Consider the following 22208-nt stretch of genomic DNA (forward strand, 5'->3'; position numbering starts at 1 on the left):
TCGAATTGTATCTTGTCTTATTGAAAAGGTTTTAGTACACTGTAAGGTAGACAACATGAAGGAGGAAAATATATGCCAATTTGGTTAGGTATTCTAGTGGGCGTAGTAGCACTAGTAGCAGGCGTGGCGTTAGGATTTTTCATTGCCCGCAAATACATGATGAATTACTTACAAAAAAATCCACCAATTAACGAACAAATGTTAAAAATGATGATGATGCAAATGGGACAAAAACCTTCCCAAAAGAAAATCAATCAAATGATGAGCGCGATGAACAAGCAACAAATGAAATAAGCGCATGGCTAATCCTTAGAGCCACAAGCGTTTCATCGCTCTGATATAAGCATTAATTTCGTGTGAATGAATAAACTCAATGTATTGATTGGTTTATCTTTCTCTGAAATTTTTACGAAATTTGCTTTATTTTTCTTAAAAACCACTTTTTCTGTTGGAATATCAACCAATGGGAAAGGTGGTTTTTTTGTTTGGAATTAGAAGATGTAATTGAAGAGTATTTGTATCACTGTCTGGCAAAAGGGTTCACTTCAAAAACAATGAAGAATAAACGCCAAGAAATGAAGCAATTAAAAAGGTTTCTAATGGATGAGAAGGGGATAAGCGAGTTAGAAGCCGTCAATACACTACATTTAAAGCAATACGTTAGAACGAAATATAAAGACGGTTTACAGCCACAATCAATAGTGTCTATGTTTAAAATGGTTCGTGCTTTCTTTAGTTGGTGTCAGAAAGAGGAATACCTTAAAGAAAATATTGCAAAAAAGGTGGAATTGCCGAAAGTTCCTAAAAATTTACTAAAGGGATTTACCATTCAAGAGGTATCTGCAATGATAGACGCATTTAGTTATAAAAACTACATTGAAGCAAGAAATAAGGCAATAGTAGCCATGTTAAGCGATTGTGGGTTGCGAGCGATGGAGATTAGAGGGTTATTGACTCAAAACGTAAAAGAAACAACGATTTTAGTTAATGGTAAGGGGAATAAGGAGCGTATTATGTTCATCTCTCCACCGTTAAAAAAGATTCTAATTCGATATGAGCGATTAAGAAAGCAGTATCTCAAAGATAAAATTGTTAAGACAGATAATTATTTTTTGTCTTATACAGCCGACCCATTATCACATATGGGGATTTATAACGTAATTAAAGAAGCAGGAAAAAGAGTAGAAGTTGAAGAGGTAAGATGTAGTCCACATACATTTCGTCATTTCTTCGCTGTTCAGTGTATTTTAAATGGAATTGATATCTTCACATTATCAAAATTACTAGGTCATTCTGATGTATCGACCACACAGCGTTATTTACAGTCATTAGAGGATTTTGAACTTATTAAGAAGGCGATGCCATCTAGTCCATTAATGAATATTGGGAGGTCTTCATAATATCTTTCTCGTCACTGACATTGAAACAGAAAGCGTCATTGTTTCAATAGTTGTTTAATTGTCAACGAAAAAAGAAGTAGAGTGCTACCAACACTCTACTTCTCACGTTAGTTTCATTCGCATTAAAACTAAATAGGAAAAATCCTACACCTTCATTTTATCGAAAAAAATTTGATGATGCAAGGGCTATTAAGTATTGTCTTTTTTATGAAGTGTACGGTAATTTTCAAACGTGGGAATGACCTAACACCACGCTAAACACTTGAACAGGTTCGCTAAGCCAATGTCATAAAATTAAGCGTATACTCTCAAAAGCGTTTCCTTGTTTACGCTGAGTATAGTCTAGGAGAGAACGTCCATAAACGGTTTGGTAAAGGTTGCTTGGTGTACTACGGTGCAGGTAGCAACGAATAAGAAAGATAATATTAGGTTACGAATAATTAAGGATATGTCAGTAGTACAATTCCTTCCCTAAATCTTTCGGCATGTTGGACAAGCATGGCATGTTAAAAGTTCGTTGTAGGTGAAAATCTAACGTTCAAACAAGGTGTTACTATGCGGAAACCTTAACCCGATATACAATGTTGGAGTGACAATGAACGTCTGCTTTATATCGCTTTAACTTTTTCATTTTTGCGATATAAGGTAGTCATTCTCTGCCCTAGCCGTTGTCCTTTCCACTCAACCAATGTTGAAGGACGGACACCGAAAGTCAATAGAAAAATGTGTAGGTGCTCAAAAGTTAAAATCACGAAAAGATTAAAAAGTCAAGAATTATATAACACATTTTTTGACAAGTGTAACAAAAAATGTTATACTTTAGTTAAGGGTTTGGGAGAACCTATGTATAGATATAAGGGGAATGAAGTATGAGAGAATTAATTAAAAAGTATCAAGAAACTGGACAAGATAGAGAAATTTTACAAGTGTTATTGGATTATGTGGATGAAGATTTAACAACATTGAAATACAATGATAATGCACCAGAAGTAAAAGATGGTTTAAAATATGTGGCTTATCGTATTAGAGCATTTATGATGAAAAGTTGTTTTGCCAGAAGAAATGCTAGGAATTTAACTGAAAGAAGTAATCAAGTAGATGATTTTGAAGGGTTACATGAATTTCTAGATTACTTATATGAGGTAGATTGGATTAAGTTAGATTGGAGAGCGTTGCGTAATTATGATTTTTCTTCAATTTACGTTAATGAAAGCGAAGTAAGAGATTGTTTAGGTGCTACACAATATGATTTCTTTAACCTTTTAAAGAAATTTGAAGGATTGGGGCAAAGTAGCGATGAGTTTAAAATAGATTTTAAACAAACTAAAGATAATTTATTACCATTGTTTGAAGAAGCATTTCTTTACGCAATTAAGAAAGTGGATTGTGAGAGGGAAACAAAAGAAATGGTTAAATATATAAACAAAGCAATGTTAACGAAATTCATTGAATTACAAATGAAGAGAGATAATGTTAAGCGTATCCGTAAAGGAAATAAATCTACATATGTAAAAGCAGAAACAAATGCAGAAGAAACAGATATTTGGATGATGATGTTTGGTAAGACATTGAAGCACATTGGAGGATTAGAAGCATTTAGTTTATGGCTTACTCCAAACCAAACTAAATTTGTGCAAGACGTTTACAATATCATTGAAAAAGATTTAAAAGAAAATAACACAGGTGCTTTCAGATGGAAAGAAGACGGTACACCTGTTTTGAAGAAACGTCATTTAGCAAAGCAAATGGAAGTCATGACAAATCAAAAAATAACTGAGACAAACTTCAAACAAACTCTTAAACGTTGTGAAAAGAAAATCTTTGATAACTGGAAAGAAGTAATTTCAAATAGATTCTAAACCACTCATTTTAACTGTATGAGTGTTTTTTTATCTCTTCTAATAAAAAGTCACCTCAAACACTAAAAAATCCACCTAATAACTTTAACGATTTCATATAACAAATTAAAACGTTACACTTTTCCATATATTTATTTTATGTATGAAGGCGCTAATTTAATAATATTTTTTGCTTTCGAATTGAAAATTTTAATTATGCAACCCCTTTGCATAATCAATTCCCCTTAAAGGGATTACCTTGAAATTAGTTACAACGGACTGCTAACCGTTGTAACCTGCTAGGATTTTATCTTAGTGATAGCCAACTGGTGGAAACGGTACGACTGTACTGTTTCCTATTTTTATTGAATTAAAAGGAAGTGTTAAATAAAAATGGACGAAATCTATAATCAAGAACAGGTACAAGATGTTGAGGAAATTGAATTTAAAGACACTCAACAAAATGAAGAAATAGTTGAAGAAAAAACTTATTCACAAGAAGAAGTAGATTTACTATATAACCAGATTGAAGAGTTGTCACAATACAAACCAAAGGAACTAACAGAAGATGAAACTAAAATTCAACAAAAGTTAGAATCTATTTGGAAGAGAGAGGTTGCACAAACCTTAAAAGAAGAAGGCATTGAAGTTTTCGCTGACTTCATTAACGTTTCTGTCGATGATACAGAAGCATTAAATAATCAAATTACAAGATTAAAGGAAATCATTGGTCAACTAGAGTTGGCGAATGGATATAAACCGACCAATCATAAACAGGTGGATGGTTATAGCATTGCTAAGAAAAACAAAGACACTAAATCTATGATTAGTCAAAAATTAAATTTTTAATATAAGAAAGAGGAAAAAAGAATGTTAGATTCTAAAAAATTAACTACACAGGAAAATATTCATCTTACCGATGAAATCGCTTTAGTATCACCTATCGCTACTCCTTTCATGGCTTTACTTTTAAGCAAAGGGTTATATGTTGACTCGAAAGGTAAATTTCACACATGGAGAGAAAAAACTCTTGATGGTACTGCTGACATTTCAGTTGATGAAGGCATTGACGCAACTCAATTCGTACAATCTGGACGTGCAGAACTAAATAACGTTATGGAAATCTTCTACAAAGCAACTTCTGTATCTGGTACAGCACAGGCAACAGGTGCTGTTGGCGACTTATTCGCACAAGAAATCAATGACCGCTTAATTGAACTTGCTATTGGTATGGAGAAAAAACTAATTAATGGTGTTAAGAACGATGGTGCTAGCGGTAAACGTCAAATGGATGGTATTTTAAAATTTGTTGACGCAGATAACGTTGTAAACGGTGCTACTAAAGATGTATTAACTGAGAAAGAAATTAAGGAACTTGTTAAGAAATTATGGACAGCAGGAAATGAAAATGGTGAATTTTATGCATTAGTTGGTGCTGACTTAAAAGACCAAATTGACGAACTATACAAAGACCGTTATTCTTACCAACATGTGACTACTGACTTCGGTATTGTTGTAAATTCTGTAGAAACTTCTTACGGAAAAGTTAACTTTATCCTAGACCGTTATATGCCAGCAGATAAAATTGTTGCATTTGATGTAAATGCTCTTAAAGTTGCTTTCTTACGTCAACCACAATTTGAACAACTAGGTAAAACTGGTGACAATGTTAAAGGTCAGGTAGTGGCAGAATGCTCACTTGAGGTTGGAAGTAAAAAAGCAGTCGCAGTTTATAACCTTAAACAAGCGTAATAATGTAACAAACAATGAATAGGTAGAGGGGTTAACCCTCTCCTATATTATTTTGATAATCGTTTAAAATTTTAAATAGGAGGTAATCAAAGTGAACATTAAGGATGAATATGTGTTAAAGCGCAGAAAAAAGAAAATTCGTTTGCGACAATTAGCCGAACATATTGGATGTTCACAATCATTAATCAGTCAATATGAGACAGGTAATTGTGAAATGGATAGAGTTAAAATTGATAAGTACAAAGAATTTATAGATAACTTTTAAAAAAACACTTGACAATTCAGTTTTATGTAATACATAAATTTGAAATGTGTAACAAAAAATGTTATACTATATACAGGATGAGGAATCATCCAAATAAATTAAAAAAGATAAGTTAAAGGAGTGAAATATGTGGAAGTAGTAGAAACTTAACTCTTTTACTCAATCAGCACGTGAGTAAAAGGGAATAAGGGAATAATACATAACATTTATAAAATTTAATAATAAAATAAAAAGATAAAAATATGGTTTTATCAAACGTTGAAAACATAAATTAGTGCAAAAGTTTTAAGAGTGAAAGTTACACTTTCGCTAATTTATGAAGCAAGGTTTTAAAAATAAATTTCCTCAATGGGTATTTGAGGAAGCAGATTTTACAGTATGTATGAGCGATGATATTGATAGTTTAGTTGGTGCAACAATCCTCAAACAAGTTAAAGATTGGGAAGTGGAACATTTCTACGATTTCAACAATCTTTACTCCACAAATAAAAAAGACAAACGCAAAGCAGTCGGTGTTGATATTGCCCTTGTAAATGGCATGACATACGACAATCACGTAACAATGCTCTCCAACAAAAGTAAACCAAACATAATGAGTGCAAATCCAAACATAATTGAAAGAGTTTCAAGAGATAACTACACAGACAAATATGCAATGAGTACAGCATTGCTACTATACGCATTATATGATATTCCATTGCCTTCAACAGAAGATGGAAAACTAATGCTCATGGCAATTGATTCTAGTTACTTAGGATACTACGATTACAAAGGTAGATTTAGAGAAACCCAATGCAATTGGCTAGAAAAAATGGGCATGGAAGAAATAATTCGTCTTCAAGAAAGACATACATTAATGGACTTTGAAGAAGTACAAAGAAGATATAATTCTTCTAAAAAAATACTCTTAAATGACAGCGGTTTCTGGGAAACGAAAATGGATTTAGAGGGTATTAGTAAATTGTTGGAATTGGATATTATCCTTCCAAATAAACAATTCGAAATTAGAAAAGAATTTACTCGTAATATATACGATTTAAAAAATGGATGTACATATGATAACCAACTTGTTAATTCTCATTACAATCCATTTTCGTATGCTCTTACGAGTAAGAAGAAGTTAAATATGACGTTGATGTAATCAACGGCTAAATCCAAGAGAGGAAGATATATGGACATGAATAAATATTTTTTCTGTTACAGCACGAATTTACACGACTTTTTAAGGTTTGAGAAGGAATTAAGATTTATTTGTACAGCAATTCATGATAAGACAAATAAGCGTTTTTGGTTGTTTGAAAGAACAGAAGAATTGGTAACAGCGTTAGTAGAATATCGTATCAATGGAGAAGAAAACAAATACATAAAAGGGTAATACTATATCAATTATTTTAAATTAAGGGGAAATTTAAATGAAAATGACAACGGATAATTATATCCAAATTCCAAACGTGGCGTTTGGGTTTGGTACAGAGTACAAATTAAATAACGATGAGTTAAAGGTGTTTGCTTATCTTCAATTTATGAAAAATGTTGGCACAATGAATATCAGAACACATGTGACAATCATTGTAGAGGATTTGGAATGGGCAACTTCAAAAGCAAGTCGAGACAATGCAAGGGCAGGAAAAGCATTGGAAGGTTTAAGAGATAAAGGTTATATAACTTTATCTTTCAACGGTGATGTAAAAAAGAATGCACTAGCAATTGAAATAAACGATGAAATGAAGAAAGAGACAGCAGAGAGGAAAGTTGATTGGAAACAGAATCCATTCAAATTCAAAGGTTTTACGCCAATTAAATCAAGTGAATACAATTTAGCAGGAGGAAATAATTATAACCTAACAGTTATGGCTTACCATAATTGGAGAAATAACGCACAATTCGAATATGCTATTTGCGACAAAGAATGGTGTGAAGTGCTGGAACTAGGCATGACACGAACAAGGGAAATTATTAACGATTGTGCATTTTTAACAAAGGTTTCTGGTAAAAGATATCAAGATGAAACTGGACAATGGAAGCAAGAAACAAACCAATATGTAAAAAGTACGTCTATTAAGACGAATTTAAAAGAAACTGAAACAACAAATAAAAACTTATCCTTCCTTGAAAGAGAGAAAGAAAAGGTAACCGACTTATTGGTTAAATTTGATGATGTTGTTTTTAGAGAAATCTTTGACAAAAAAGTCAAATTTGATTGGAAAGGTTACAGAGCATGGACAGAAACTAAATGTGACATTGTAAAACAAGCAGGTGCTAAGAAATTCGAAATTCTTGAAAAAGCAGGTCAAGGTTGGGTTAGAGAGAAACTTGAAACAGAATATCAAGATTATCTATCTAATCAAAAACAAGTAGAAGCACATTTTAAGCGTATGGAAGCACAGATGGGACAAGAAGATTGTGTTGACATGGAAGAATGGCAAAAACAGCAAGCGAAGAGGCGTGCAGAGAAAAAAGCGAAGGAACCAAAATGGGATTTCTTTGATGAATGTATGTAAGAAAGAGGTTTAAGTAAAATGACATTAAAGGAAGCATTAAAGAAAGTTACAAAAGAGAATCGTATGTATTTTAATTATAAATTCCCAGATACACGATTCAATCAAACTATTCAGCCAAAAAATGAAGAAGAATTTCTTATTTCAGTTGGCAGAAAAACTATGAATGGTTTTACAAATTGGGAAAAGACACCAGAGTATGCAAATTTGGTGGCACTGTATTTACAATCTAAAATGATTGATGATATACATACTATTTACAAGGTTGTGAGAGAAAAAGCATTAACAGGTGATGAAAAGCAAGTTAAATTGCTATTAACTCTTAATAAAGAAATCAACAGTATTATTAAAGCAGGGGCAGAATTATCTAAAGTAGATGAAGAACCAGAAGACGATGGGCTGATTGTATAATGGCAAGAAAACCTACTACAGCAGAAAAACTAAAATTAATTAACAATGACCCTGTTTTGTGGCTTAAAAATTTCGTCAAAATCACGACTAATACAGGGGATTACATACCTTTTGTGGTTAATGACCAACAAAAGAAATTCATTAATGAAATGGGACGTTTTAATGTAATTGCAAAGGCAAGGCAAATTGGTTTTAGTACAATGTCATTGGCTTTGTGTTTATGGATGGCAATGAACAGACCACGAACAAATTATATGATAGTTTCCTATAAACAGGAATCATCAACATCATTATTTGACAAATTAAAAATGATGTACGATGACCTTCCACATGACAAATTTAAGTTTCCAAAAGATACACAAAACAACCGTAACCAATTGAAATTTGATAATGGTTCATCTATTACGCTTGCAACCGCTGGAGGTAAAGATGTAGGTCGTGGTACAACATATGAATACATTCTTTTATCGGAATTTGCATTCTACGAGAATCAAGATTCAATTTTATTATCAGCAGAACAAGCATTAGCAAAGAGTAAAACGTCAAAATTAGTAATTGAAACAACCTCAAACGGTTTTAACACCTATCAAAAACTCTTCGATAACGCATATAAGGAAAACTCAAAGTACAAAGCATTTTTCTTCCCTTTCTATTCTTCTTCATATGCAAAACAATTTAAAGATGATTATGACGAAGCGGAAGCATGGTATAAAGAAAATAATAAAGGAAAGCGTCTTACTAAAGATGATTTAGAGCAAGACGAATTATATTTATATGAGCAAGGAGCAACGCTGAAACAATTAATGTGGCGTAGATGGAAACTACTTGATATGACCCTACAACAATTCTATCAAGAATTTCCTGCAACTCCAATGGAATCATTTATTAGTAGTGGATTAAATGTTTTCGACCAACAAAAAATAGTTGAACGCTCAAAATATATTAAAAAACCATTGGTATATAAAGAGATAAAGGTGGGCATTCCAGATAGTATTGCGAAATATATTGGGAAATCGTTAATGATTTATGAATTGCCAAAACAAGGAATTAAATATTATGCAGGTGTGGACACTGCAAGTGGTAGTGGTGGCGACTATTCTACTATCTCAATTTTAAATGCAGACGGTGAACAGGTATTAAGTTTTTACGACAATAAAATTCCTGTTTATGAATTTGCCAAGTTGCTTGATATTATTGGCAAATGGTATAACTATGCTTTCTTAACAGTAGAAAGAAACTCTTTTGGTACGCCAATTTTAGAACGTTTACGAAAAGAATATGAGTATATGAATTTGTACAAACATAAAATTTTCAATCAGCAATTAGGCAAAAAACAATTGCAGTTAGGATATCAAACTACACAGGTAACAAAAAATATTATGATTACAGATTTAAAAGAGCAATTTGAATTAGAAATGATTCTTATAAACTGTCAAGAAACATTAGACCAGATGCAAATTTATGTTGAAACTGATGGAAAAACAGGAAATAAAAAAGGTAATGATAAACATGATGATTGTGTAATTGCTATGGCATTAGCAATTCAAGGTATTAAGCAAAATAAATGGTATGTTTAAGGAAAATGTAGTATTATTTTTCCATATTATGGTTAATCGGAGGATTACAATGAAAACTAAAAATGAAAAGGATGCTATAAAACTATCAAAGATTCTAAATAAAATTGGTGTTAATAGTCCAAGTGAAATTGTTAAAGGTGAAACATTCGCAAAGTTAGTTGAAAACTTTTCTAAATTACCAGTAGAAACTCTGGAAAATGTGTTGAAGAATATACCTAATTTTCAAGAACTAGCAAAGCAGTATATGGATAATTTAAATCATTCATTTGATAAAGTTGTTGACAATTTAATTGAAGAACAAAGAATGTTGTATAAAATGCTAGAAAAAGATACTCTATCTGATAGTCAAAGAGTAGAAATTATGAATGAGATTAGAGCGATTAGAAAAGAAATTCGCTATAAAGATATTGTATATAATATACAAAATAATAAAGCGTTTCAGATTGGAGCGTTGGCAGTTATTACTATTGCAGGTGCACTTGCTACTAAGGGGAGAAAGTAAATTAATAATGTTTTAAGCATCCTTTTAAAGGGTGCTTTTTATTTAGGAAAGGAAAAAGAAATGAATTTAAAAGATTATATAAAAACCGTACATAATGGTAATCAATTCTGGTTTGTTGATGAGGTGTCTCATTTTGAAAATCAGAAAAGAATTTTAGACACAATTGAAAAGAAAAAATATTTGGATGGTAAACATGCTATCTCAAATAGGGTTGTAGAAAGTTATAATAATAAACCATATCAACAACGACAAGTTTTATTACAGTATGCAAAGTTAATTGTGAACCTTGAAACTACTTACCTATTAAAAAAACCGATAACTTTTACTGGTGAGGAAAAAATTGTTGGAGATATGCAGAGGGTGTATAAGAAAGGTAATTATGACAAGATTGACTTCGACCTGCTAAATAATTTAGTTAAGTATGGTAACGCATATGAGTATGTGTATATCAAAGATGATGGAAATGTGAGCAGTAAGGTCGTTCCGACAGAATGTGGATATCCTATCTATAATGATGAGAACGATATGATTGCATTTGTTGAGTATTATACATCATTAGAGAGTGACTTCTATGTTGTTTATACACAAGAGGAAGTAGTGAAGTATTCAACAATTGGAGGTATGGATTTACGTGTTGTGGGTTCTTATAAAAATGTTAGTGGTTTACCAATTCACTATAAAACAGATAATGAATTGAGCACGACATTTGGAAAGAGCGATTTAGATGACTTTATTAACATCATTGATGCTATGGAGGATTTACTATCTAAGTTTAGTGATTCATTCTATAAACATCATAATCCAATCCCAGTAGTTATTGGGCAACAACTAAAAGGAGAGGGGCTGAATCCTCATATCGTTGGTGGTGGAATTACTTTAGATGATGGTGCTGACTTTAAAATGGTAAGTAATGGTGTCAATCATAAGGCATTTGAAGTAATCTTCAATACACTTATGCAACAACTGATTAACATTGCAAGTGTTCCTGCTGTAGCATTAAATGCTTCTGATGTAAGTAACTTATCAGAGATGAGTATGAGAATGCTGTATCAACTTGCTGACATGAAGGGTGGACTCAATGAGCGTTACTTAAGAGAGGGACTAGAGCAACGTAACAGCAAGGTAGTGGGGCTGTTAGGTAAGCAAGGTAAGGTATACAATGAAGATGCTATTGATTCGTTAGATATGGTGTTCCACTATGCAAGACCAGTCAATGAGACAGAGGTCATTGATAACTTAGTTAAGATGTATGATGTTGGTGCAATCAGTATGGAGTCATTGGTTGCAATCAATCCATATGTTAGCAACGAACACCTAGAGTTGAAGCGTATACTTGAACGTGAGAAACGAGTTAGTGAGCAGAAGCAAGTCAATGACAAGGTCAATGAGTATGAGCAAGCAAAGACAATGGATGTAAAAGCAGACGTTGCAACTAAGAAAGAGGATGCAGTCGAGGGATAAGAGAGACATATGTGAGTGTTGTGATTGTGTGTGGTGAGTTAGTAATAATATTGTTATATCAATGTTTAGTGATGTAAAGGTATTACTTTCATGCGACACACTGTTAAGTAATACCTGTGTACGAGGGCATGCCGAGCCAAAAAAACAAACGAACAAAATTGAGAGAGGTATTTAGAGAACAAACGTTCGAAATACTCCTTTTTGTTCGTTTTTGGGTTGGTGAATAAGTGCGTTTGGAAGGAGATGAACGCAAAACAAAAAACGAACATTCCGACTGAATAGTCAATAAATGTTCGTGTGATAGGACTTCCTATAACCTTAATTATGTAAACTACCATATAATTAGTATTATGGGGGTACTTCTTTATTCGTGTATTGTTCATTTTTTGTGTTTCCAAAGGTGAGAAGTCGAACAAAGCGTTTACCCCATGTTCACAAAATGCTCCTATAGCCAACCTCTCAACACACACCCTAAAAAATTTTCAGAAAGGAGAATCCATGATGTTTGATTCTATCCTAAATTTACCTAGTCAATCTCTATTATATCTTGAAAACAAAATCAAATCAATGTACCTAACATTAAATCCAATCAAACAACGTCCACTAATGACAACAGAACAATATGAAGTAATCTATCCATATGTTGCAAACATGTTGTATCAAGAGTTGTCCTTTACTCCATATGATACAACTCTTGTTCATTTTGAAGATGATGAGAACATGGGATATGAAGTGAATGGAATCAAACTGAATGGATTTTACATTACGGAACACCACAACGCTAAAACGCATATATTCGTATTTACATACGAAGGAATCTGGCTCTATAACAATGAGCCATTGGATACACCAACTTACATTCAAGAGTACATTAACAGATTAGTTTGCAACTCTCATGAATGTTTAATATATAACAAATCAATTACAAAGGAGAATATAGATATGGATAATATCGAAAGATTACAAATGGAAATCGGTGGTATCGAATTGCCGTATGAAGAATTAATTGTGTATTTAGAGGAAGAAGGAGTTGACGGTGACGTAACTTACAATGCATCGTCAAAAGCCAACAAGAAAGCAATTTATGCGACTGCACTAGCAATCTTAAATTCAATTGCAAACCAACCACACTTAATCAAAAACTATAGACAAGATGATATGACAATTGACAGTTTTGCTAAGTATTTGCAAGCACGAATTGACCAATTAGAAAAGAAGATTCGTCAAATGCCAAATGAAGATTCTGCACCTAGCAACTTCTTCAATTTATTTCAATAAGAAAGGAGGATAAAAAATGGATAAATTTAATATTTTTAAACTGCAATATAATGCATTCAATGACATGATGTCATTAGCGGGTCAAGAAGTGTTTATAAATGGCGCTAAGAAGTATGGAATCATTACAAATACTGATACTCGAGAATTTAATGATAAATATCTTTCAACTAATTTCGCAATGATGCGTGGAGATTACATCTATTATAACGACATGTATTGGATGATTTGGAATCAAGTAACTGTACCACGTTCGGAAAATTATAAAGGGATTATGAGACAGTGTGAGCACAATATCATATTTAATTTAAAGTATGTGGATGAAACAAGTAAATATCTTTTGAAATGTCCTGCGGTTATTCAGCGCACAAGTGATTACACACAGCATTATCAAAGCACAGTATCAATGGTTACAATTGATTCAGAGATTCATGTGTTTGTAAGGGATACTTCTTTGACCAGAAAAATTATGAAACTTGTTGGTAAAAGCGATGGACAAATAATTATAGGAAACAAAAATTATAGTATTATCGGTGTATCTGTTGAAAAGAAGGGATATTTAAATATTACCTGTCGTTTGGACAATACAACTTCTTTTTCTGATTATGTTAATGAAATTTATTGGAGAGAAACTAGACCTACTGATTGGGAAAGTCAAATTGATGATTCTTTATACTACCGTGAAGGTGTAACGCCTACATTACCTAGTGCTCCTAATGGATTACAAACCAATGTTGGTGAAATTAAGGGTTTTGATATTAAAAATCAAACACCTACATCCCTTGGAGAGATTAGTTTCTCTTGGACACACGATGATAATAAAGTTAAGTATCGTGAATGGGAGGGATATAAGGTTGTATTTTTAAAAGATAATGTGGAGATTTCAACTACTACAACTATATCTGATTCTATTAATTATACAAACTTGCAAGCAGGCGAGTATTTTATTAAGGTTTCTATTCTATTTAATACATATGTAGAAGAAGGAAGTTTAGCACAGACATCTAATAAATTTCAAATTACAGATGAAACTGTTAAACCTTTACCACCTAACAACTATGAAACTAATGTATCACCAATGGACATTAAAGCAGTAGGAGAAGTAGCCGAAGATGGAGATGGGATAGTTACTTATACATGGGGTAAAGATGTTAATGCTGAAAACTATTCTGGTTTCGTTGGTTATACACTTTATCTATATCGTAATGGTACATATTCTTACTCATTAAACTTTGATAAAGATGTAATGTCTTATAAATGGACTAACAGAGGTGAGGGTACTTATTCTGGTAGAATCTGTGCACGTTTTATAAATGGTGAAATAGAGAAATTAGGTTCAGAGAAGTTTTTTGGAAATGTAACAGTTCAAAATAATTTTGACAGCGGTGACCCTTGGTAATAGAAATATTGGGTGTATCTCATGATATGCCTTTATTTTTCTTTATATGGCGCTCTAGTTGTTTTAGATGTTTTGGTATTGGATTAGTTCTTAAAATCTGGTACAAGCAAATTTGAGAGGTCGTTTTTGAGGTGGGAATCTTTTTGATTTTCGTTTTCGTGATTTGGTTTAATATATATAAAGTTAGCAAATTAGGAAAATCCGAAACCCCTTGATAACAAAGGTTTTTATCCTGTCTCAAAAGTACCTAATTATTAATCTTGACACCCTCTTAGACACTTTGTAGTGTTAAAATGATTGCTTAAACTGCAATGGGGTATCATTTTTTGTCCTGTTTTGGTCAAAAAGCGAAATTAGTTCATCAGAAAATGTCCATTTTAGGACGAAAAGTGATAAGACCTATATCAAAAAATGAACAAAAATGGACAAAAAGCGATAGGTATAGAAAATAGATAGTAAAAAGAATAGATAGTATAAAAGGAAGGTCGCTAGCGCTCCCCCTATCTTTCTTTCGCTAACGCTCTCCCGTTCGCCTTCGGCTCATTACCTCACTTCGTTCGGTGGGGCTTCGCCCGTTCTTTTACATAATAAAAAATGATTTAAATGAACTTTAAAAGATATTTTAAGCGAAATAAATTATTTAATTAAAGATTTTAAAGAAGTATGAAAATAAAAAAGGGTGGTTATCTATTTTATAACCACCCTTTTAATTCAACCTATTAACCACCAGTATGACCATCTGACATTTGTTTTACAGTATAAATAGTTTGATGTGTATCTTTAGAATCAAGTACACCAAATGTTAATGTTAGTGCAGTCATAATTCCCATTAAACTAATTATTACTTTTTTCATTTTAATGCCCCCTTATCATTAATTTTTTCTCTTGCATTTGAACTTAGATAGAAATATTTACTTGCTTTTAAGTGATTTCCTTCGTGATAAAATTTTACTGCTAATTTTTCATTATATTCATGAATGTACTCGTATAGGTTTTCTTTTTCAAAATAGAGCATTCCTGCTAGTATTATTGATTCTAATTGTTCTCCAGAAACCTCATTGTTTATCGCTAGTAAGATATTAAAGCGATGTTGGTATTCCTGATTTTTTAATTCTAAACTGATTTCTAAACCTGTTTTCAAAAGTTCTAATGCTTTTTCTTTATTATTAATTTTTGCTTGTTCACATGCTTCAATTAAAATTGCTCTATAGTTTGCCGGCATTTTTTCAGTTACTTCGGATAAATAGCGAATTGCTAATTCTGAAAGGTTTTGATTTGCATACATAAAACCTAAGTTATGTCGAACGTATAAGGTTGCTTGTTCTTCATGTTGTTTTTGGAATATATCCAATGCAGAGATAAGACATTCTTCTGCTAATTCATATTCTTTCAAATGTATACATGCTAATCCGTAAAGATTATTACAGTAACCAATGTTTAATTCATAACCATTGTATTTAGAAAAAATCTCTTTTGCCTTAGATACCTGTTTAAGTGCTAAAATATATTGTTGGTTATGACAACTAAAGGTAGAAAGTTTAAAATAAAATTCTGCTTGTTCAAGTTGGTCTGGGATTTGTTTTAATTTAATTTCGGCTTTTTCATAATGTTCTTTTGCTAAATTATAATCACCAGTTATGTTTGCGTGCATTGCCTTGAAAAAATGGTAATAATATAATAAAGTTTCATCTGTTGGTATATCAAAAGATTCTATTTCTTTAAAACTATCTTTGCCAATACTTAAACTATCCATCAAGTATTGATAACGGAATTTCAATAAGGAGTGGTATAAAAGTACATTTTTATCGTCTTTTACACTGGCAATGTTTTTATTGATTTCCTTTTTTAGTTGCTTTGCATTATCTAAATTTCTTTTTCTAATTTCTATATACCAGTTATCTAATAACTTTGTAATCTGTTCATTCCCCTTTGTTTGAACGTTCATGATATCCTCCTTTGTTTTTTATAGATTCTTATAAATAATGATAGCAAGAATAGAATATAATAGATATTATACCTAATTATTTTTCAATAAAAAACAGAAAATTCTGTTTTTTGTTAGTGAAGGTAATATAAAATCATTTTAAATAGTACATAATAGGAAGTTTATGTGTATGGAAAAATATGATATTTTTATTAGTGACAGTGTGGAATTTATAAAGGGAGAGGGATAAGTAAATGTTGAAAAAATGGGGAGTTACGCTATTGATAGTGGCATTAGTGGCTGGATGTTCGTCAAAGACAGATACAGTCAAAGAAGAAACTAAAAATGAAGAACCAAAAGTAGAAGAAAAGGTAGAAGAAACTAAAGTTGAACAAGTTAAAGAAGAACCGAAAGTTAGTTCAGTTGAAGATGAGAAAGAGAAGAGAAAAAAATATGTTGATAATATTATTATCATTATGGATAAAACTGCAATGGCAAATGATATTATTCAAAAGTTACTAAATCAAGCAGAATCTAATCCAGCGTTGTTTGGGGATAGTAAGTGGAAAGATGCTATAATAAATGGATACAAAGCAATTGGAAATGATTATGATACATTAAAAACATACCCACAACAATATATTCCAGATGCATATAAACAACATCATGAAACATTAATAAAAAGTTATGAAGTAATGATGGATAGTGGGACAAAAATATTGCAAGCAGTTAATGAAACAAATTCAGATAAAATGAAAGAAGGATTAGAATTAAGACATAAATCTAAAGGTTTGTTTGATAAATATGGTAATGACCTAGCGAGCGTTCCAGACCCAAAATAATAAAGAATAGATGAATGATAAACCACTTATGTATAAGATACTTGAATTTTATAGACAAGGTAAATGAAGATGTGCTATATTTTTCTTAACAGAAAAAGTGGCGGAAAACAGTCGTCAAACCTTGATATATAAGGTTTTTGATGCAAATGGGACAAAAACCTTCCCAAAAGAAAATCAATCAAATGATGAGCGCGATGAACAAGCAACAAATGAAATAAGCGCTAAAAGACACTCGCTAAGAGTGTCTTTTCTTTTTGTTAGTTATAGAGTTTAAAACTTTTAAAAATTCTGTATTTTTGGTAAACTGAAAACATCGCTCATTTTAAGGGAGGAGGAGAAGAATGAAGGTATTTATTAATTTAGCGTGGTTTTTTAAGCAAGAAAAACGAGCGTACATAATTGGAATTATTATGTTATTTGGTGTCGCGCTTCTTGAACTTGTAGCTCCGAAAGTACTAGGTATTGTAGTAGATGAAATTAATAATGGAACATTAACGTCCGAAAAATTGTTGAAGTGGGTTATTTTGTTAGTAGTTGTAGGGATTACTATGTACATATTACGTTATTTATGGCGTATTATGATTTTTGGATCTTCGTTAAAGTTAGCCCGTCAATTACGAAAGAATTTATATGAACATTTTACAAAGATGAGCCCATCTTTTTATCAATCACGTCGTACGGGCGATTTGATGGCGCATGCGACGAATGATATTCAGGCGATTCAACAAACTGCTGGATCGGGTGTTTTAACGCTTGTTGACTCATTGGCGGTTGGGGGATGTGTACTCGTAGCGATGGGATTTACGATTAGTTGGAAGTTAACAATGTTAAGCTTAATTCCAATGCCGATTGTAGCAATTTCAACAAATTATTATGGAACGTTATTACATAAAAGGTTTCATAAAGCGCAGCAATCGTTTTCGGAAATCAATGATAAAGTGCAAGAGAGTATGAGTGGGATGAAGGTAATTCGATCACTTGGACAAGAGAAAGAAGATTTACAAGCATTTCGAAAAAAGTCAGAAGATGTCGTACATAAAAATATGTTAGTCGCGCGTATCGATTCGTTGTTTGATCCGACAATCTCTCTTATCGTTGGATTTTCTTTTTTAATTGCAGTATGTTACGGGTCAGTATTGGTTGTGAGAGGAGAATTAACTGTAGGGGACCTCGTTACATTTACAACGTATTTAGGTACACTTGTTTGGCCAATGCTAGCGTTTGGATGGTTGTTCAACATTATGGAGCGTGGGCGTGCTTCGTATGACCGTGTAGAAAAAATTCTCTCGCAAAAATCAGATGTAGTAAATAGAGAAGATGCTGTCCATAAAGTAGCAAGCGGTGATGTTACATTTGCAGTGGATTCATTTTCATATAAGAAAAATGAACTGTTACAGCTAATAGATGTTCATTTTGATTTGAAGAAGGGTGAAACACTAGGAGTTGTGGGCCGTACAGGTGCGGGGAAAACGACGTTATTAAAATGTTTAATCCGTGAGTATGATCATTTTAATGGTGAATTAAAAGTTGGGGAACGGGATATTCGCGATGTAACACTTTACGGTGTTCGTTCTGCCATTTCATATGTGCCGCAAGATCATTTTTTATTTTCAGCAAGTATTGGGGAGAATATTGCCTTCGGAAAGGCGGATGCTACATATAATGAAATTACCCGTGCTGCAGAAATCGCTTGTATTCATAATGACATTCTCCAGTTTTCAGAAGGGTATGAAACAGTAGTAGGAGAAAGAGGTGTTTCGTTATCTGGAGGCCAAAAACAGAGAATTTCTATTGCACGTGCTTTATTAACAGATGCCGAAATTTTAATTTTGGATGACTGTTTATCAGCGGTAGATGCAAAAACAGAAGAAACGATTTTAAATGCATTAAAGAGGGAAAGAGCAGGGAAAACAACGATTATTACTGCTCATCGTTTAAGTGCAATTCAGCATGCTAATCTTATTCTTGTTGTGGATGAAGGCAGAATTGTGCAACGAGGTACACATGAGCAATTAATGGAAGAAAACGGTTGGTATAAAGAAATGTATGAGAGCCAGCAATTAGAAGCATTAGTTGAGAAAGGAGGCGTATGATGACAGAGAAGAAGCGAAGTGATTTAAGTAGATTACTTTCTTATATGAAGCCATATAAAGGATTGCTATCTTTAGCGTTTATCTTTTTAGTTGGTGCAACTGTAACTGAAATGATGGGTCCTTTTTTAATTAAACAATTTCTTGATGAACACTTAGTACCACGTAACTTTGATCAATCAGCACTGGTTACGCTATTTGTAGTGTACCTTATTGCTCACTTATTAAAAGTATTATTTACTTATTTAGACTTATTGTATTTTCAAAATATCGCTTTTAAAATTGTTCAAGATATGCGTGTTGAAGTATATGATCATGTTCAAAAGTTGTCATTAAGTTTCTTTGATCGTACGCCGATCGGTACGCTCGTATCGCGCATAACGAATGATACGGAAGCAATAAAAGATTTTTATGTCAGTGTGTTATCCACATTTGTCAAAAATGTAGTCTTTTTAATAGGTATTTTAGTAGCAATGTTTTTATTAAATGTAAAATTAGCTCTATTTTCTCTCGTATTAATTCCCATCATGTTTGCGATCATGGTGCTATATCGCCGGAAAAGTGCGGTTTTTTATTTAGAAGTGCGTAATCAATTAAGCGTGTTAAATGCAAAGTTAAATGAGTCCATTCAAGGAATGAATATTGTTCAAGTGTTCAGACAAGAAAAGCGTATGAGAAAAGAGTTTGAAGAAGTGAATAATAAACATTATAGTGCAGGGAGACGGACGTTAAAGTTAGACGCGTTACTTTTACGCCCAGCAACGGATTTAGTTCATATTATAGCCATTGCATTAGTACTTGGTTTATTTGGAATTGATGCTTTGAAGAGTCCTGTTGAAGTAGGGGTTCTATATGCGTTTGTTAACTATATACATCGTTTCTTCCAGCCTGTAAATGAGATGATGATGAAATTATCATTTTTCCAACAGGCACTTGTTTCATCATCACGTGTATTTCACTTAATGGACGAGAAAGACTTAGCGCCAGTTCAACAAGGAGATGGAAATCCTCAAGTCGTTAATGGAGAAATTGAATTTAAAAATGTTACTTTTTCGTATGATGGAAAACGTGATGTTTTAAAAAATGTATCTTTTCACGTGAAACAAGGGCAAACAGTTGCTTTCGTTGGGCACACTGGTAGCGGGAAAAGTACCATTATGAATTTGTTAATGCGATTTTATAATATTAATTCCGGAAATATTGTAATAGATGGTGTAGATTTAGAGAAATTTGAAGAACAAGAAATTAGAAAGAAAATAGGACTCGTATTGCAAGATGCATTTTTATTTGCTGGAAATGTAAAACAAAATATTCGTATGTATAATGAAGGAATTACGGATGAAGAAGTTAAAGAAGCGGCACAATTTGTGCAAGCGAATACGTTTATTGAAAAATTACCAGAGCAGTATGAAACGGAAGTAGTAGAAAGAGGAGCTGCCTTTTCTAGCGGTCAACGACAATTAATTGCTTTTGCTAGAACGATAGCAACGAATCCGAAAGTATTAGTATTGGATGAAGCAACAGCTAATATTGATACAGAAACAGAAGATGCGATCCAAACAGCATTACAGCAAATGCGAAAAGGGAGAACGACGATAGCGATTGCACACAGATTATCTACAATTCAAGATGCAGATCAAATTTTTGTTATGCATGATGGAGAAATAGTAGAAAGAGGAACACATCAAGAATTACTGAGTGAACAAGGATTGTACTATAATATGTATTTACTCCAAAATAAAGGGAATTTACAAAAAGCCTTGTAATTACAAGGCTTTTTTACTTTGTTTATAAAATATGTTTGCTCTTTATTTCTATAGTATAAATGTCGTGACCCTTTATTAAAGTTGTACATATTGTATGTATACGAAATGAAAAAAATTGATAGGAGCTTTTATATGCAAGATAGATCTAGTTCAAATATTACGTTTATCGATGTTTCTCATTGGGAAGGGAATATTGATTGGAATGCAGTGAAGGGATCCGGTATTTCAGCGGCGTATGCAAAAGCGACAGAAGGTGTGAATTATCTTGATCCTACTTTGGTTCAAAATGTACAAGCCGCGCGAAATGCGAATGTATTAATCGGTGCATACCATTTTGCACATCCAGAACTAAATGATGCAATTTCAGAAGCGAAACATTTTGTGAACATATTACAAAGCAATCAGACAGACTTAATGCCAGTTCTAGATTTAGAATCCCCGATAGATCCGAGTAATAGTAATTTAACTGGTACTGCTATATCTAATTGGGCAAGAAGTTTCATAAATTATGTGAAACAGACTACTGGAAAAGATGTAATGTTATATACAGGAATTTGGTATATAAATGAGTTTGGAATTAATGGGTTAAGTGATATGCCACTTTGGATTTCTAAATACTCTAGTACGCCGCCTGCTGATGCTGGTGGATGGACAGAGTGGACAGCGTGGCAATACACAGATTCTGGTCGAATTTCAGGTGTAGTAGGAAATTGTGATGTATCGGCGGCGGTTTCATTAGAAGCTTTGCAAGGAAATGGAACAAATGGTGGTGGAAATGTTTTCCCACCTAGTACTGCTACTGCAGTGTACGGCGTTGCTGTAATTAATGGCGATAATGTAAATTTACGGAGTGGCCCAACTTTACAATCTAGTGTAATCCGCCAGCTAAATAGAGGAGAATCGTATGAAGTTTTGGACGAACAAGATAGCTGGCTTGCTTTAGGTGGAAGCGAATGGATATACTATGATCCAAGTTACATTCAGTATAAACATTATGTGGCGACTATTACTGGTGATAATGTGAATCTGAGAGATGCTCCATCATTAAATGGAAATGTTATAAGACAATTACATCATGGTGAGGCATATCGAGTATGGTGTAAGCAAGATGGTTGGCTTGGTTTAGGAGGAAATAGCTGGATATACTATGATTCAAGTTATATTCAGTATGGTGTACAATAAAATGAACGTAAAAGGTATCTCTCCTG

21 protein-coding genes and 1 pseudogene are annotated in these 22208 nt (G+C 32.8%); 20 read left to right on the forward strand and 2 right to left on the reverse strand.

What is annotated here, in order from left to right; genetic code table 11:
* The first annotated feature begins 72 nt into the window (after positions 1 to 72).
* The 15 genes from CO726_RS04200 to CO726_RS04270 all read left to right on the forward strand — a co-directional run bounded on the left by CO726_RS04200 (position 73) and on the right by CO726_RS04270 (position 14378).
* Entirely contained in the window at positions 73 to 294 is a 222-nt protein-coding gene (locus CO726_RS04200) for a YneF family protein (RefSeq protein WP_001123317.1), read from the forward strand.
* A 191-nt stretch (positions 295 to 485) separates the two neighbouring features.
* Positions 486 to 1400 carry a tyrosine-type recombinase/integrase gene (locus CO726_RS04205; RefSeq protein WP_088328080.1) on the forward strand — a complete coding sequence of 305 codons (915 nt, stop codon included), beginning with the start codon at positions 486 to 488 and terminating at the stop codon, positions 1398 to 1400.
* A gap of 869 nt (positions 1401 to 2269) precedes the next feature.
* The gene (locus CO726_RS04210) at positions 2270 to 3259 is read left to right on the forward strand and encodes a hypothetical protein (RefSeq protein ID WP_088328079.1); all 990 of its coding nucleotides are present in this window, start codon (positions 2270 to 2272) and stop codon (positions 3257 to 3259) included.
* Between the two features lie 372 nt (positions 3260 to 3631).
* Positions 3632 to 4087 carry a xanthine phosphoribosyltransferase gene (locus CO726_RS04215; protein WP_088328078.1) on the forward strand — a complete coding sequence of 152 codons (456 nt, stop codon included), beginning with the start codon at positions 3632 to 3634 and terminating at the stop codon, positions 4085 to 4087.
* 21 nt (positions 4088 to 4108) lie between these two features.
* On the forward strand, positions 4109 to 4990 hold the full coding sequence (locus CO726_RS04220; RefSeq protein WP_074568243.1) for an SU10 major capsid protein: 882 nt from the start codon (positions 4109 to 4111) through the stop codon (positions 4988 to 4990).
* A 91-nt stretch (positions 4991 to 5081) separates the two neighbouring features.
* Positions 5082 to 5255, forward strand: a complete 174-nt coding sequence (locus tag CO726_RS04225) for a helix-turn-helix domain-containing protein (RefSeq protein WP_001021805.1) — start codon at positions 5082 to 5084, stop codon at positions 5253 to 5255.
* Between the two features lie 382 nt (positions 5256 to 5637).
* A complete protein-coding gene (locus CO726_RS04230; RefSeq protein WP_099683447.1) occupies positions 5638 to 6396 on the forward strand; it encodes a hypothetical protein in 759 nt (252 codons plus the stop codon).
* Between the two features lie 30 nt (positions 6397 to 6426).
* Positions 6427 to 6630, forward strand: a complete 204-nt coding sequence (locus CO726_RS04235) for a hypothetical protein (protein WP_088328076.1) — start codon at positions 6427 to 6429, stop codon at positions 6628 to 6630.
* Between the two features lie 37 nt (positions 6631 to 6667).
* Complete coding sequence (locus CO726_RS04240) at positions 6668 to 7756, forward strand: hypothetical protein (protein WP_099683402.1); 1089 nt, start codon at positions 6668 to 6670, stop codon at positions 7754 to 7756.
* Between the two features lie 18 nt (positions 7757 to 7774).
* Positions 7775 to 8164, forward strand: coding sequence for a hypothetical protein (locus CO726_RS04245; RefSeq protein ID WP_088328074.1), 390 nt, complete (start codon positions 7775 to 7777; stop codon positions 8162 to 8164).
* On the forward strand, positions 8164 to 9741 hold the full coding sequence (locus CO726_RS04250) for a terminase large subunit domain-containing protein (protein WP_099683403.1): 1578 nt from the start codon (positions 8164 to 8166) through the stop codon (positions 9739 to 9741). Before CO726_RS04245 ends, CO726_RS04250 begins: the two co-directional genes overlap by 1 nt.
* Positions 9742 to 9790: 49 nt before the next feature.
* On the forward strand, positions 9791 to 10243 hold the full coding sequence (locus CO726_RS04255; protein ID WP_088328072.1) for a hypothetical protein: 453 nt from the start codon (positions 9791 to 9793) through the stop codon (positions 10241 to 10243).
* A gap of 60 nt (positions 10244 to 10303) precedes the next feature.
* Positions 10304 to 11704 (forward strand): phage portal protein, encoded by a 1401-nt coding sequence (locus CO726_RS04260; protein ID WP_088328071.1) that lies wholly within the window; start codon positions 10304 to 10306, stop codon positions 11702 to 11704.
* Between the two features lie 501 nt (positions 11705 to 12205).
* On the forward strand, positions 12206 to 12982 hold the full coding sequence (locus tag CO726_RS04265; protein WP_000460408.1) for a hypothetical protein: 777 nt from the start codon (positions 12206 to 12208) through the stop codon (positions 12980 to 12982).
* Between the two features lie 16 nt (positions 12983 to 12998).
* Positions 12999 to 14378 (forward strand): hypothetical protein, encoded by a 1380-nt coding sequence (locus CO726_RS04270; RefSeq protein WP_099683404.1) that lies wholly within the window; start codon positions 12999 to 13001, stop codon positions 14376 to 14378.
* A 719-nt stretch (positions 14379 to 15097) separates the two neighbouring features.
* On the opposite strand, the gene CO726_RS32760 is transcribed toward CO726_RS04270, so the two are convergent.
* Positions 15098 to 15232: a hypothetical protein gene (locus CO726_RS32760; protein WP_254918733.1), complete on the reverse strand. Its 135-nt coding sequence runs from the start codon at positions 15230 to 15232 to the stop codon at positions 15098 to 15100.
* Positions 15229 to 16323, reverse strand: coding sequence for a response regulator aspartate phosphatase (locus CO726_RS04275; protein ID WP_088328068.1), 1095 nt, complete (start codon positions 16321 to 16323; stop codon positions 15229 to 15231). The genes CO726_RS32760 and CO726_RS04275 overlap by 4 nt, the downstream gene beginning before the upstream one ends.
* Positions 16324 to 16556: 233 nt before the next feature.
* On the opposite strand from CO726_RS04275, the gene CO726_RS31400 reads away from it, so the two are divergent.
* The 5 genes and pseudogenes from CO726_RS31400 (at position 16557) to CO726_RS04295 (ending at position 22182) form a co-directional block, all read left to right on the forward strand.
* The gene (locus CO726_RS31400) at positions 16557 to 17144 is read left to right on the forward strand and encodes a hypothetical protein (RefSeq protein ID WP_000915154.1); all 588 of its coding nucleotides are present in this window, start codon (positions 16557 to 16559) and stop codon (positions 17142 to 17144) included.
* A 137-nt stretch (positions 17145 to 17281) separates the two neighbouring features.
* Positions 17282 to 17362: pseudogene (locus CO726_RS33110) on the forward strand (YneF family protein); the annotation flags it as partial.
* Positions 17363 to 17485: 123 nt separating this feature from the next.
* Positions 17486 to 19237: an ABC transporter ATP-binding protein gene (locus tag CO726_RS04285; protein WP_098760030.1), complete on the forward strand. Its 1752-nt coding sequence runs from the start codon at positions 17486 to 17488 to the stop codon at positions 19235 to 19237.
* Positions 19237 to 21000 (forward strand): ABC transporter ATP-binding protein, encoded by a 1764-nt coding sequence (locus tag CO726_RS04290; protein ID WP_099683406.1) that lies wholly within the window; start codon positions 19237 to 19239, stop codon positions 20998 to 21000. Before CO726_RS04285 ends, CO726_RS04290 begins: the two co-directional genes overlap by 1 nt.
* Before the next feature lie 132 nt (positions 21001 to 21132).
* Positions 21133 to 22182, forward strand: coding sequence for a GH25 family lysozyme (locus CO726_RS04295; RefSeq protein ID WP_099683407.1), 1050 nt, complete (start codon positions 21133 to 21135; stop codon positions 22180 to 22182).
* Positions 22183 to 22208: the final 26 nt, after the last annotated feature.

The sequence above is a fragment of the Bacillus fungorum genome (genome assembly GCF_002746455.1).
In the GTDB taxonomy this organism is placed as follows: domain Bacteria; phylum Bacillota; class Bacilli; order Bacillales; family Bacillaceae_G; genus Bacillus_A; species Bacillus_A fungorum.

What these genes read in the sequence shown, in the direction of transcription:
- CO726_RS04200 (WP_001123317.1), top strand. Translation starts at nt 73, where the DNA reads ATGCCAATTTGGTTAGGTATTCTAGTGGGCGTAGTAGCACTAGTAGCA.
- CO726_RS04210 (WP_088328079.1), top strand. Translation starts at nt 2,270, where the DNA reads ATGAGAGAATTAATTAAAAAGTATCAAGAAACTGGACAAGATAGAGAA.
- CO726_RS04215 (WP_088328078.1), top strand. Translation starts at nt 3,632, where the DNA reads ATGGACGAAATCTATAATCAAGAACAGGTACAAGATGTTGAGGAAATT.
- CO726_RS04220 (WP_074568243.1), top strand. Translation starts at nt 4,109, where the DNA reads ATGTTAGATTCTAAAAAATTAACTACACAGGAAAATATTCATCTTACC.
- CO726_RS04230 (WP_099683447.1), top strand. Translation starts at nt 5,638, where the DNA reads ATGAGCGATGATATTGATAGTTTAGTTGGTGCAACAATCCTCAAACAA.
- CO726_RS04235 (WP_088328076.1), top strand. Translation starts at nt 6,427, where the DNA reads ATGGACATGAATAAATATTTTTTCTGTTACAGCACGAATTTACACGAC.
- CO726_RS04240 (WP_099683402.1), top strand. Translation starts at nt 6,668, where the DNA reads ATGAAAATGACAACGGATAATTATATCCAAATTCCAAACGTGGCGTTT.
- CO726_RS04245 (WP_088328074.1), top strand. Translation starts at nt 7,775, where the DNA reads ATGACATTAAAGGAAGCATTAAAGAAAGTTACAAAAGAGAATCGTATG.
- CO726_RS04250 (WP_099683403.1), top strand. Translation starts at nt 8,164, where the DNA reads ATGGCAAGAAAACCTACTACAGCAGAAAAACTAAAATTAATTAACAAT.
- CO726_RS04255 (WP_088328072.1), top strand. Translation starts at nt 9,791, where the DNA reads ATGAAAACTAAAAATGAAAAGGATGCTATAAAACTATCAAAGATTCTA.
- CO726_RS04260 (WP_088328071.1), top strand. Translation starts at nt 10,304, where the DNA reads ATGAATTTAAAAGATTATATAAAAACCGTACATAATGGTAATCAATTC.
- CO726_RS04265 (WP_000460408.1), top strand. Translation starts at nt 12,206, where the DNA reads ATGTTTGATTCTATCCTAAATTTACCTAGTCAATCTCTATTATATCTT.
- CO726_RS04270 (WP_099683404.1), top strand. Translation starts at nt 12,999, where the DNA reads ATGGATAAATTTAATATTTTTAAACTGCAATATAATGCATTCAATGAC.
- CO726_RS32760 (WP_254918733.1), bottom strand. Translation starts at nt 15,232, where the DNA reads ATGAAAAAAGTAATAATTAGTTTAATGGGAATTATGACTGCACTAACA.
- CO726_RS04275 (WP_088328068.1), bottom strand. Translation starts at nt 16,323, where the DNA reads ATGAACGTTCAAACAAAGGGGAATGAACAGATTACAAAGTTATTAGAT.
- CO726_RS31400 (WP_000915154.1), top strand. Translation starts at nt 16,557, where the DNA reads ATGTTGAAAAAATGGGGAGTTACGCTATTGATAGTGGCATTAGTGGCT.
- CO726_RS04285 (WP_098760030.1), top strand. Translation starts at nt 17,486, where the DNA reads ATGAAGGTATTTATTAATTTAGCGTGGTTTTTTAAGCAAGAAAAACGA.
- CO726_RS04290 (WP_099683406.1), top strand. Translation starts at nt 19,237, where the DNA reads ATGACAGAGAAGAAGCGAAGTGATTTAAGTAGATTACTTTCTTATATG.
- CO726_RS04295 (WP_099683407.1), top strand. Translation starts at nt 21,133, where the DNA reads ATGCAAGATAGATCTAGTTCAAATATTACGTTTATCGATGTTTCTCAT.